The sequence below is a fragment of the Nitrospira sp. Nam80 genome, assembly GCF_965152575.1.
Genome location: NZ_OZ224216.1, coordinates 165,770 through 177,017, shown reverse-complemented (window position 1 = coordinate 177,017; position 11,248 = coordinate 165,770). Strand labels below are relative to the sequence as shown.

Below are 11,248 nucleotides of genomic sequence, written 5' to 3'. Positions count from 1 at the left end.
CCGCACCAAACCGAAGAACTACGTATATTCCGCCGCGGCACGGCCGGCCAGATATCCCGTGGCCCAGGCCCATTGAAAGTTGAACCCGCCGATCCGACCGTCGCAGTCCAGGATCTCACCAACCAGATACAGTCCCGAAACCAGCTTGGATTCCATCGTTCGAAAACTGATTTCTTCGAGCGGCACCCCGCCGGCCGTGACTTCGGCGTAATTCCATCCGCGGTCGCATTGAACGGGAAACTGGAACTTCGTCAACACCGGAAGCAAGCGTTCCCGATCGGCGCGCGGGAGGAGCGCGATGCTCCTATGCGGATCGCATCCGGCAAAGCGGCACAGGACCCCGGCCATACGTTCCGGCATGCGTTGCGCCAACATCTTCACTAACGACCGGCGGGGCTGCCGCGCGGCCTCTGCCAACAACCAGGACCGCGCTCGGTCTTGGTTCTGCCCGGGCAGGAAATTGGCATACAGGGTCGCCTCCATCCCTTGCCCTTGCCGGCGGGCGAGTGTCCAGAAACGGCTCGCATCCATCACCACCGGGCCGCTGATGCCGAAATGGGTCCAGAGCAGACTGCCGCTGCGCCGGTCCACGGCCCGGCCTTGCACGATGGTCGTCAATTCCACCTCCAACGACAACCCGGAGAGTTCCTGATGAAACAGAGACCCTCTCAGCATCAGCGGGACCAAAGCCGGAACGGTCGGCGTGACCTGATGGCCCAGCGCGCGAGCCAAATCGTACCCGAAACCATCGCTTCCGCTTCTTGGGAGAGACCGGCCGCCGGTGGCTAGGATGACGCGCTTCGCCCTTAGCATACCCTGCTCATGATAAATCTCGAAGCGCGGCCGGCCGCCGGCATCCTCCCCCATTTCCCGATACAACAGACGCGTGACCCGATGTCCTGTATAGAGCACCACCCCTAGATTCTGGCATCGACCTACCAGCGCATTGAGCACAGTTCGCGCCTTGTCGGTGGCAGGAAACATCTTTCCCGACTCCTCCCGCTTGAGCTCCACGCCCAACGACGCAAGCCATCGACGAGCCGATTCCGCATCGAAGGCCGCAAGTACGTTGCGAATGATATGCCGGTTCCCGTGAAAATCCTCCGGCGTGACGATATCGTGGGTCACGTTGCAACGCCCGCCTCCTGAGATCAGGATCTTGGCCCCGATCGATTTCGCGCCGTCCAGAAGATGAACAGTCAGCCCGTTCCCTTGTTCAGCTGCAAATATCGCCGCGGCAAGTCCGGCGGCACCGGCTCCGATTATGGCGATATCCGACATGGTTTATCTCGATGTTGCAGCGCTGCCATACGCGGGACGCGGGATCATGAGCACGCAGGGGAATCCGGGGTCCTTTGCCGTGGGAAGCACTTGATATGGCGGGATGGTTCGTTCAATTATTATGGGTATTATGGGCTGGAAGCCGGCCATCGATATTTGGTACGGCTCTCCAGCGTTGGAATAGTTCTCGTTGCTCCTTGCACGAGCGACATATCGGAGCCTATCGTCCATGCTTACAATGTTCATCATGCTCGCAATCGGTTCGCCGCTTGTTGCCGCCGCGCTCATCGCCTTGTCCGATTCCTCCGCCGCTGAGCGAACCGTGAAGACCGGTATCTGGGCGATGGCGGTTTCCGCAGCCGCCGCCATTGGAACGCTGTACGAGGTGGTGCACGCGGGACCTGAACTGTTGAGCCTTTCGGCGCTTCCTGCTCCCTTTACCCCCGCTATTTTGGTGGATCGACTCGCTGGGGTCATGATGGTCTTGATCACCGGCGTGAGCCTCGTGATTCACATCTATTCGAAGCGCTACATGCAAGGCGATCCGGATTATAAGAAATTTTTCAGCCTCTTGAGTCTGCTTACGTTCGTCCTGCTCAGTTTAGTCACCAGCGGCAATCTGTTCTGGTTGTTCGCCTGTTGGCACACCGTGACGTGGCTGCTGATGGCGCTGTTATCGTTTAACAAAGTAAGCGTTGCTGCGCGCCAAGCAGGGCGCAGTGTTCTCTATGTCCAGGGAATCGGCGATGCCGCACTACTTCTCGCGATCGTGCTCGTCTATATCACATTCGGCACACTCGACCTCACCCGCTTATTCCAAACCATCAACGACATGCCCGCGAGGCCTGTATGGGGGAGCGGCACATGGTGGGAGAGCGACGCCATTACTGGCGTGACCCTGGTGCTCGTCATGACCGTGATGACGAAGTCCGCCCAGTTTCCGTTCCATGTGTGGCTGTCGGGAACGATCGAAGCCCCGACGCCCGTGTCCGCCATGCTCCATGCCGGCATCGTGAATGCCGGCGGATTTCTCGTGAACCGGTTGGCACCGCTGTATGGCCTGGCTCCCGACGCACTCTACGTGTTATTCGTAGTCGGAGCAGTGACCGTATTGATCGGCGCATCGACCATGTTGACCCAGCCCAGCATCAAGCGAACGCTCGTGTACTCCACCATGGGACAGATGGGCTATATGGTAATGGAATGCGGGCTCGGCGCATTCGGCCTGGCGATATTTCATCTCGCCGCGCATGGGTTGTTCAAGGCCACCCTGTTCCTCAATTCGGGCGCCGGCATCCATAAGGCGCGGGCAGATTTCAGGCTTCCCGGCCGGCATCCCGCTCGAGAAGCGGCCGGATTTGCGTTCATGCCGTGGGCCACCGGCCTCGCGATCACGCTGGTATTGCCGCTGCTCATTATGTTGATGGCGCACGGCCTCGTGAATATCCCTCTGTTCGAAGCGCAGGGCGCCCTGATTTTTCTGTTTTTCGCTTGGGTCACATCGTCGCAGGCTATTTTCAGTCTCTACCGGCTCAACGCCGTCGCATCATGGAAACTTTCAGCCACGATGGTGGCCGCCTTGGCGTTGATTGGACTGACGTACCTCTGGGCCGGCGAATCGTTCACCCATTTTCTCTATCCGGCGCCCGGGGTGGCGGCCGCGTATTTTCAGTCAGCCGCCTGGAATCAGGGATTGTTCGATATGTTTGTCGCCTGCTCGACGTTGCTGGTGATTTCCGTGTGGGTCGTTCTCTACGGCAAAGCGCGCGGCGTGCGCTTGTTGCTTCCGAGCTGGCTCGAACCGCTCCAGACCCGGCTCTATGTCCTCTTCCTCAACGCCCTGTACGTGGAGGATTTCATGCGCGCCGTTCGCCGGCGGCGCCCGACCGTTGCTTCTCATTACCGCTCTCACGGACATAACTCGATATCGTCATGACGCAACCTGGCCCTGAGAAATTCACCGAAGCGCAGCGGATGGAGCTGCGCTCCTATGTGCAATTGGCCGGAAACGCCATTGCGCAGTATTGGCCGATGCGAACATTCATTCATCACAACCCGCTGCATGGATTGGAGTCCTTATCTTTCGAGCAAGCAGTGCAGCAGGGTCGAGAACTGTTCGGTGGGCGCGGCTATCTCGGCAACGACGAGTATCGGCGTCACGTTCACAGTGGGCGCATCACGGAACAGGATGTGCGACACGCCCTGGACCCGCTTGTTCTCGATAAACAGGTCAGCTTCGCAGGGCGACCTCTGCGCCATGCGGATGTCCTCACGGTCTCGATGATCCATGGCGTGACCGATGAAGAGCCTGATGCGGAACATCGTGGGACGGGAGAAGATGCCGACGTGACTCAACGGGTCCATTCCTGGTTGGAATCGCCGTCCGCACCTGGACCATCCGGATCAACATCCCTGTTGCAACCGTCCAATGCCGACGAGCCGCCGGTTCATGAACCGCTCAGCAGATGGTGCGACCGCACCATAGGTACGACCATTGTCGACACAATCAATCGGGAGATGGTGAAGTGGTGCAGCGCATTCTTGGATGAGGGCGAAACGAGTTGGACCATGCCCCACCGAGAACAGACGTTCTACCGAGCCTGGAAAATGCTGGCTCAGCATGACCTCACATTTTGGCTGAACGGCATCCAAGGGGCGGCCGCCATCATTCGCTCGTTGTCGGACCGATCGGAAGACGCGGTCCTCGATAGCCTGACGGGTATGGGGATCCCAAAAGAGGCTTGGGAGCCGTATCTGACGCGGCACTTGGCCGCGCTACCGGGGTGGACCGGCTATATCAAATGGCGGGCGCAACAGCCCGGCCATCCCTGGCAACAGGCATTTCGCGTCGACCTGGTGAAATACCTGGCGGTCCGCCTCTTCTATGAGCGTCACCTGGTCGAAGCCGCTTGCCGATCTGACCTGGGCTTCGCTGGCCATGACAACGCAATCAAAACCTATATGGCTCGACATCCTTACGCCTGCCGCTTGCGTCAGGCATGGGTGGCCGGGCAGCTGACGGACGCCATCGGCGCGGAAGTGCGCAAGCTTCTACACTCTAACGATCGCCACGACCATAGAATCTGGGAAGAGCTCGGCCGCCGGTACGATTCACTCCAGCGCGAGCGCAAGGCCGCCTCACGAACTCGCGCAGCGGCCCGGGCGCTCATACGCCTCGCCCGGTTTCTTGACGTTGACCAGTCCGCCATTGACTCCACCACCCCATCCGATGTCCGCACCCTGCTGGAATGGCTGGACGCTTTTCCGCCCTCGCAGCATGGGCCCATCTGGCTCAAAGCATTTGAGGCGGCCTACCGGCGGCAGATACTCGAGGAACTTACATCCGCCTCGATCGCCGCGGAGGCCGCCACACAAAATGAAACCCCTGCCTCCAGACCGCTGAGCCAGGTGGTGTTCTGCATCGACGTCCGGTCGGAAGTATTTCGTCGTCACCTGGAACATTTGGGCGGATACGAAACGCTGGGACTCGCCGGATTTTTCGGAGTGCCGGTCGACTACCGTTCCTTCAATGCCGGGCATGCCGTTGCCCATTGTCCGGTCCTGCTCAAACCTAAGAACCACGTCCGGGAAATTCCACGCAGTTATCACGGGGCACTCGCGGAGCGGCACAAAACCGCCGCTCAAGTGACTGAGGCGGCCCACACCCTGCTGCATGACTTAAAGGAAAACGTCGCTACTCCTTATGTCATGGTGGAAGCGCTGGGCTGGTTCTTCGGCGTTCCCTTGTTCGGCCGGACCTTGCTGCCGCGCTGGTATCAATCAGTCTGGAAACGCTTGAAGAACTGGTTGCTGCCGCCCATCGCCACCACGTTGACGGTGGACAAGATCACCCGCACCGAAGCCGAGGATATGGTCGCGGCGGAACAGCAGGCCGTCATCCGCGAGCTGGTGCGCCAACGATTCGGGCTTTCCGGCGCCGCCCTCTCACCCGCCTTGTTGGAAACCATTCGCCGCAAAGCAATTGGCCAGGCCGAGGAGAGCACCGGCGATGTCGCGAAGCCATTAAACCTGACGCCGGAAGCCGAACAGGCGTTCTATGAGGAATTGCGGGAACAGCACCAAATCAGCCCCCGAGGGATTTCGGCGCGCCTTGAGAGAATCACCCAGACCGGCTTTGCCGTGACCGAGCAAGCCTATTTCGTGGAAGCGGCGCTGCGCTTGATGGGGCTCACCTCGAATTTCGCGCGTGTGGTGCTCTTCTGCGCCCACGGCAGCACCTCGCAAAACAATCCGTTCGAGTCGGCTCTCGATTGCGGCGCCTGTGGAGGCAATCATGGTCTGCCGAACGCCCGGGCCATGGCCGCGATGGCCAATAGGCCCGCCGTGCGCGATCTGCTGCAGAGACGCGGGATTACGATTCCGCATGATACTCAGTTTCTGGCAGCCGAGCACGATACGACGACGGACCGGGTGAGTGTCGTCGATCTGGAGGATGTCCCGGCGACGCATCGCAAGGATCTGCAACGCCTCTTGGCGGATCTGGACCGGGCCGGCACCCAGACCGCGCTGGAGCGAAGCCGGCTGCTTGAACCGCACATGGAGCCGGGCGAGCCGTCAACTGCAAGGCGCGCGCTGCTGCGTCGAAGCGAAGATTGGGCCGAGGTTCGACCGGAATGGGGCCTCTCGAAGAACAGCGTGATCATCATCGGCCGGCGGACCCTGACGCAACGAGTGAACCTCCGAGGCCGATCCTTTCTTCATTCGTACGATCATCGGCAGGATGCCACCGGGAAGCTCTTGGAGACCATCATGACGGCACCGTTGGTGGTCGCGCAATGGATCAACATGGAGCATTATTTTTCTACAGTCGACAACGAGGTCTACGGGAGCGGCAGCAAGATCTATCACAACGTGGTCGGTCGCGTCGGAGTCATGACCGGCGTGTGGAGCGACCTGCGGATCGGCCTGCCGGCCCAGACCGTATTCAACGGCGCCCTTCCCTATCACGAACCAGTGAGATTGCTCGCGGTGATCGAGGCGCCGCGCCGGCGGATCGAGGAGATCATCAATCGGCATCCACTCCTCGAGCAATTGTTCAATTTGGGATGGATGACGCTTTTGGCGCTCGATCCGCAAGACAAGCGCTTCTATCGTTATGACGCCACCACCGGATGGAAACCGGAGAATTCAGGAGGACGCAACCATGATCGAATTGAGACTGCACCCGATGAAAGAAATTAAGATCGTCGTGCAGGGCGATCAACTGAAATTTGTCACTGACCTGCTTGATCGAACGGGAGCCACAGGCTACACGATCATCAATAACGTGTCCGGCAAAGGGCACCACGGCTATCACGAAGGTCATTTACTCTTCAATGATATGAGCAGCCAGGTCGTCGTGTTCACTGTGGTGCCGGAAGCGAAGGTGGAGCCAATCCTGGCCGGTCTCGGCCCGCTCTTCAACCGGCATTCCGGCGCAATGTTCGTCACCGATGTGGCGGTCAGCCGCCGGGAGCGTTTCGTCGCCAAGTGACGCGCCGCGAAGATACTATCCCGCTTGCCGAACAATCCCCACCTCGCTTTCTGCTATTGCGTTTCGAAAGGCGGTCGGCGTGCCGGCCGGAGTGCGAAAGCGGTCCTCCCGTACATTAGTTCTTTTTAACCTTCCATTAACTCCTTTTTAATGTCGCGTTGTTATCCTTCGCTCGCATGGAAGGCTGAACGGATCAGAGCACAATCCTAAAAGGAGGTGGGAGCCATGACATGCGGGCGATGCAAGGGATTGATGGTGAATGAATGGCGACCCGATTTCACGCCGGAAACATTCGTCTGGCGCTGCATCAATTGCGGGTCCATCGTAGACCCTCTTATCGAACAGAATAGGAGAGCAGGAAAGATCAGCGAGCGGTTCATGATGGAACCGGTCGAGACATTGGGATGACGAGCATTTTCAGGCGGCCGGAGCGAGGTCGACAGCCGCGCTCCGCCGTTTTGTTATATTTTGAATTCCGCCCACAAAAATGTATGATCGCTCGGCTCGTTTGCCCGGCGCGGCTCAAGATCGACCTCGACCGCCGTGCATCGTTCGGCGAGAGGGGGAGTCGCGAGAATATGATCGATGCGCCAGCCCTTGTTGGCATCAAGTGAGCTGGGTGCGCGGTAGTCCCAAAATGTGTATTGCTGGCGATCCGGGTACAGTTTGCAGAAGACATCGGCGAAGCCCCACGCAACGGTCGATTCATAGGCCTTGCGCGCGTCTTCGTGGTAACAAACATGCTTGAGATGTTTCTCCGGGCTGTGGACATCAATGGGCCGTGGGGCCACGTTCATGTCTCCACACCAGATCGCCGGCTCCTTCGGAGACAGGTGCTTATCAAAGTACTGCCTTAGTCGATCGTACCAGGCCAGCTTATATCGGTATTTCGGTGACACGATCTCAAATCCCTGCGGAACGTAGCTATTCACGATCGGAATGCCCTGGATGACTACCCGCATCAAGCGCGCATCGTCCGGTTCCCCTCCGTCGTCAAACCCATAAAACACCGCATCCGGCTTGGTGCGGCTCAGCACCGCCACCCCATTGTGCGATTTCATCCCTCGAAACGTGATGTCATAGCCGGATGACGCGAATGCGAGAAGCGGGAACTCACTGTCCTGTACTTTCGTCTCCTGCAGGCACAGGACATCGGGTTGGTGACGTTCCAACCAATCGAGCACGATCTGAACGCGCTTGCGAAGCGAATTGACGTTAAATGTGGCGATCTTCATGAGCAATGCAGGCGGCGAATTTTAACAGACCGTGCCGGCAGCAACAAGGCGAACGATAGAGAAAACCTGCTCGTTGAGACGAGCCAGCGGGGCTGGTGATTGCTGCGGGGCCCGCGATCGGACGATCCGATTGCGGGCCGCGCCTGGTTATGAAGAGGGGGATCCGAGGTACTGTTGGTCAGTTCGGCTTCGTGTTCATAAAGTCTTGCGCCATCCCGTCGGCTTCGTGCGCCGCTCCTTCGCCGGCATCCTTCAATTGCTTGGACTTGGCACGGACCTTTTCCTTCTTCGCTTTCATTTTGGCCTTCGCGTCACTCTTCATCTGTTTATGTTTCGCCTTCGCCTTCTCCTTGCCGGCCTTCACCTCCGATTTCATCCGGTCTTTTGTCTCGTTCATTTCATGTCGCGCCTCTTCCTTGGCCGCGGACATATCGTCCGCCATACGGCCCATATCACTGGTGAACTCTTCCTTCATCTGGCCGACCTCGCTTGCAGACGCCATGCAAGCGAGACCCATCAAACCGGCGAATGCGACCGCCCCAACAACTTGTTTCATCGGCAAACCTCCTTGAGTGAATACCTACGACTCGACCGATCTTCATACCTACCGCGAAAAGCCGATTCTGCCAATCGTTTGTCGTTTCCTCGCAGAAGCGGAGTGGGCGACAGCCGGACACAGGCCGGCCTTCGGAGCTTTCAGTCAGGCGAAGGGGTCAGGGCAGGTCTTTCGCCGCGCGAAGATAACGGCGGATGATCGCCTGTTCCACGCGCGAGCGCCCGCGGTCGGGAGCGGGATAGCGGAGGACGAGATGCACGCGGCCGGGCTCCAGCAGTTGAATGGTCACCCGGGGCTCAGGTGACGGTGCTTCCAATAAGTTTCTCTGCTCCAACAATTTCATCTGGCGGTTCACTTCTTCCAAAAACGGCGCGCACTCGATTTGCGCCGCTTCGAGCAGCGTGTGTTCGGCCGCTTGCCAGTCGTCCTCGCTTCTCAGGGGAACATTGAGGACGTAGAGTCCATGATCCTGAGGCGGATTTTCTTTCACGAGGCCATTGGTAAACAACAGACTGTTGGGAAACACCACGATGCGTCCGGTATAGAGATGAGAGGTTACGCCGGGCCCGATCTCGAGCAGTTTGGTCGCAAATGCATCATGATCGAGCACCACGCCGCGATACCCGCCGATTTGAATCCGATCTCCCACCGAATACACTTTACCCCCGACCCGCAATGCGGCCCCGCTCCAACAGAGAATCAACTCTTTGGTGGCAAGGACCAGGGCGGCAGCAATCGCGACGATGGAAACCGCGAAGGCTTGGAGCTCGTGGAGCCACATGAACACCAAGCCGGCCAGGAAACCGAGCGCGGCCGTATTGCGAATCGCGACGACCCACCGGCGCTTGGCCTCAAGGGTCAACGTGGGACTCTTAGAGACCGAGCGGACCAGCATGGTCCGAAAGGCCAGGACCACCGCCAGCAACAGCAATGTCTTGAGAATGTCGTAGAGAAGGGCGGGATCAACGGCCGGGAACATATTTGCCATGCGGACTCCGCTCAGGGGGTGGAACCATCATCGCTGGGTCTCGGCACACAATCCTCGCGCTTCCAATTCTTCAGCACCTTCGCTTCATCGAACGCCAACGTGTAGCGATAACAGTACAAAGGCTCCCGATAATTTTCTTCGCCTCCGGGCAGACTCTTGCCAAACGGCGACGGCGAAGGAGTGCTTCTAGTCTTGGGGCCGGTGGTCAGGTTGCCGGGATTCCATGGGTGAAGCTCCTTATCACTCATGGGAAAGCGGTAGGTCCAGACCGTATCTCCACCCAATGCGGGCGTCTTCGCCGTGTGCGGCGGGCCGAATCGCTCCGTGATGTCACGTTGGGTGAGCTTCTTGACACCACGGTCAAGGTAGCGATCCCGCCATGGTCCGACGCATCCCGCGGCCACGATTGCGCAAACCAGCAACGCGAACCAGACCATCCGCAAGATATGGAGGTTCACATTCATTGATATCCATCGATCGGATCGCTACTGCGAGCCGGCATCCGGCTTCTCACGCATCCATCTAATCGAACAATACATGGCATAACCTTGCGCCAGCATACCCGTCACCAGCAGCCCAAGCGCCGTGCGCAGCCACACGGTTTCGGTATGCTCGAGCCCATAGATACCGCTCACGAAGCCGAGCGCGATTGACATGATCCCAACTGACCGACCGATCAGGGCCTTGGTTCGTAGATCAGACATGGATCAGTGTGTCTCATACGGGCAAGGCCATCTACGCTACACCGGACTTCAAGACCGGTTCAACCGGTGATTCGGCATGGCGCTATCCGGACCGTAGCTTGGCGCGAATGGTCTTGGCGCGCAGCTCCAGGTCGGCCGCCTCGGCAGACTGATTGGCCTTGCGCAGCAACGCCGCATACTCTTCGAGAGTCTTGGCGACATCAGCATGGTCGGGACCAAGCCGGGTTTCACGGATTGCGAGCGCTCGCTGAAATAAGGGCGCCGCCTGACTGTACTGACCCTGCGCAACATACACTGTCGCCAGATTATTGAGCCCCAGCGCCACATCCAGATGATCTTTTCCAAGAACCTCTTCTTTGAGGTGCACGGCTCGTGTCAAGAGCCGCTCCGCGTCGGCATACTGGCCATGCATGCGATGAATGACGCCAAGATTGTTCAGCGTCGCGGCCACATCCAAGTGACGTTCTCCATGCACTTCCTGATAAATCTCAAGCGCCCGGAGATAGACCGGTTCGGCCTCCACATACTTGCCCTGCGACGAGTAGGCTTGGGCCAATCGCGACAAACTCACCGCGACCCGCCGGTCCTTCCGGCCGGCCTCTTCGGCCCTGGTCACCGCAACCGCAAAGATCCGTTCGGCCTCGGCGTACTGCCCGCGCTGCATCGCCGTCTCACCGGCCTGCATGGTCGCCTCCCACGTCGGCTGACTGCATCCGACGCACAAGGCCAGTATCCATGCTATGACGCGACCCTCTCTTCGAAGCGTCATGACAGGATCAGTTGCTCACTGCTCGCTTCCACCGAACAGCTGATGAACCTTCGCAAACGCCGGTGGGCGGCGCCATTTCACGATAATACATCGCGTCCATTAATTCACGGGCCAATCCCCCGAGTCGGGATGGACCGTCTGCGTTCTGAAAAAGTTTGACCGTCTCCGAGGCCCGGCAATCCCAGGAAGCCCGTCGGTCTCCTCTTGATTGTTCCCTCATT

General features: G+C 59.0%; 11 protein-coding genes. 4 read left to right on the top strand and 7 right to left on the bottom strand.

Translation table 11 applies throughout. The features are described 5' to 3' along the window. Positions 1-18: 18 nt before the first annotated feature. Complete coding sequence (locus ACWGXE_RS00875; protein ID WP_447600541.1) at positions 19-1,281, bottom strand: NAD(P)/FAD-dependent oxidoreductase; 1,263 nt, start codon at positions 1,279-1,281, stop codon at positions 19-21. A gap of 229 nt (positions 1,282-1,510) precedes the next feature. Here ACWGXE_RS00875 and ACWGXE_RS00870 point away from each other — a divergent pair, with 229 nt between their 5' ends. The 4 genes from ACWGXE_RS00870 (at position 1,511) to ACWGXE_RS00855 (ending at position 7,183) form a co-directional block, all read left to right on the top strand. Continuing rightward, on the top strand, positions 1,511-3,217 hold the full coding sequence (locus tag ACWGXE_RS00870; RefSeq protein WP_447600539.1) for a proton-conducting transporter transmembrane domain-containing protein: 1,707 nt from the start codon (positions 1,511-1,513) through the stop codon (positions 3,215-3,217). Then, a complete protein-coding gene (locus ACWGXE_RS00865; protein WP_447600538.1) occupies positions 3,214-6,483 on the top strand; it encodes a DUF2309 domain-containing protein in 3,270 nt (1,089 codons plus the stop codon). Before ACWGXE_RS00870 ends, ACWGXE_RS00865 begins: the two co-directional genes overlap by 4 nt. Continuing rightward, positions 6,446-6,775, top strand: a complete 330-nt coding sequence (locus ACWGXE_RS00860) for a P-II family nitrogen regulator (RefSeq protein WP_447600537.1) — start codon at positions 6,446-6,448, stop codon at positions 6,773-6,775. The genes ACWGXE_RS00865 and ACWGXE_RS00860 overlap by 38 nt, the downstream gene beginning before the upstream one ends. A 225-nt stretch (positions 6,776-7,000) precedes the next feature. After that, positions 7,001-7,183 (top strand): hypothetical protein, encoded by a 183-nt coding sequence (locus ACWGXE_RS00855; RefSeq protein WP_447600536.1) that lies wholly within the window; start codon positions 7,001-7,003, stop codon positions 7,181-7,183. Positions 7,184-7,236: 53 nt separating this feature from the next. On the opposite strand, the gene xth is transcribed toward ACWGXE_RS00855, so the two are convergent. The 6 genes from xth to ACWGXE_RS00825 form a co-directional block, all read right to left on the bottom strand. Next, on the bottom strand, positions 7,237-8,010 hold the full coding sequence (gene xth, locus ACWGXE_RS00850) for an exodeoxyribonuclease III (RefSeq protein ID WP_447600534.1): 774 nt from the start codon (positions 8,008-8,010) through the stop codon (positions 7,237-7,239). A gap of 178 nt (positions 8,011-8,188) precedes the next feature. Continuing rightward, the gene (locus tag ACWGXE_RS00845) at positions 8,189-8,566 is read right to left on the bottom strand and encodes a hypothetical protein (RefSeq protein ID WP_447600532.1); all 378 of its coding nucleotides are present in this window, start codon (positions 8,564-8,566) and stop codon (positions 8,189-8,191) included. Between the two features lie 157 nt (positions 8,567-8,723). Continuing rightward, positions 8,724-9,554 carry a mechanosensitive ion channel domain-containing protein gene (locus ACWGXE_RS00840; RefSeq protein WP_447600530.1) on the bottom strand — a complete coding sequence of 277 codons (831 nt, stop codon included), beginning with the start codon at positions 9,552-9,554 and terminating at the stop codon, positions 8,724-8,726. Between the two features lie 11 nt (positions 9,555-9,565). Next, the gene (locus ACWGXE_RS00835; protein ID WP_447600529.1) at positions 9,566-10,012 is read right to left on the bottom strand and encodes a hypothetical protein; all 447 of its coding nucleotides are present in this window, start codon (positions 10,010-10,012) and stop codon (positions 9,566-9,568) included. 27 nt (positions 10,013-10,039) lie between these two features. Next, positions 10,040-10,258 (bottom strand): hypothetical protein, encoded by a 219-nt coding sequence (locus tag ACWGXE_RS00830; RefSeq protein WP_447600527.1) that lies wholly within the window; start codon positions 10,256-10,258, stop codon positions 10,040-10,042. Positions 10,259-10,340: 82 nt separating this feature from the next. Continuing rightward, positions 10,341-11,027 (bottom strand): tetratricopeptide repeat protein, encoded by a 687-nt coding sequence (locus tag ACWGXE_RS00825; RefSeq protein ID WP_447600525.1) that lies wholly within the window; start codon positions 11,025-11,027, stop codon positions 10,341-10,343. Between the last annotated feature and the right edge of the window lie 221 nt (positions 11,028-11,248).

Bases quoted from the DNA above. Each gene is read 5' to 3' on its own strand.
- ACWGXE_RS00825 (WP_447600525.1), bottom strand. From the start codon at position 11,027: ATGACGCTTCGAAGAGAGGGTCGCGTCATAGCATGGATACTGGCCTTG.
- ACWGXE_RS00870 (WP_447600539.1), top strand. From the start codon at position 1,511: ATGCTTACAATGTTCATCATGCTCGCAATCGGTTCGCCGCTTGTTGCC.
- ACWGXE_RS00875 (WP_447600541.1), bottom strand. From the start codon at position 1,281: ATGTCGGATATCGCCATAATCGGAGCCGGTGCCGCCGGACTTGCCGCG.
- ACWGXE_RS00865 (WP_447600538.1), top strand. From the start codon at position 3,214: ATGACGCAACCTGGCCCTGAGAAATTCACCGAAGCGCAGCGGATGGAG.
- ACWGXE_RS00840 (WP_447600530.1), bottom strand. From the start codon at position 9,554: ATGGCAAATATGTTCCCGGCCGTTGATCCCGCCCTTCTCTACGACATT.
- ACWGXE_RS00860 (WP_447600537.1), top strand. From the start codon at position 6,446: ATGATCGAATTGAGACTGCACCCGATGAAAGAAATTAAGATCGTCGTG.
- ACWGXE_RS00845 (WP_447600532.1), bottom strand. From the start codon at position 8,566: ATGAAACAAGTTGTTGGGGCGGTCGCATTCGCCGGTTTGATGGGTCTC.
- ACWGXE_RS00855 (WP_447600536.1), top strand. From the start codon at position 7,001: ATGACATGCGGGCGATGCAAGGGATTGATGGTGAATGAATGGCGACCC.
- xth (WP_447600534.1), bottom strand. From the start codon at position 8,010: ATGAAGATCGCCACATTTAACGTCAATTCGCTTCGCAAGCGCGTTCAG.
- ACWGXE_RS00830 (WP_447600527.1), bottom strand. From the start codon at position 10,258: ATGTCTGATCTACGAACCAAGGCCCTGATCGGTCGGTCAGTTGGGATC.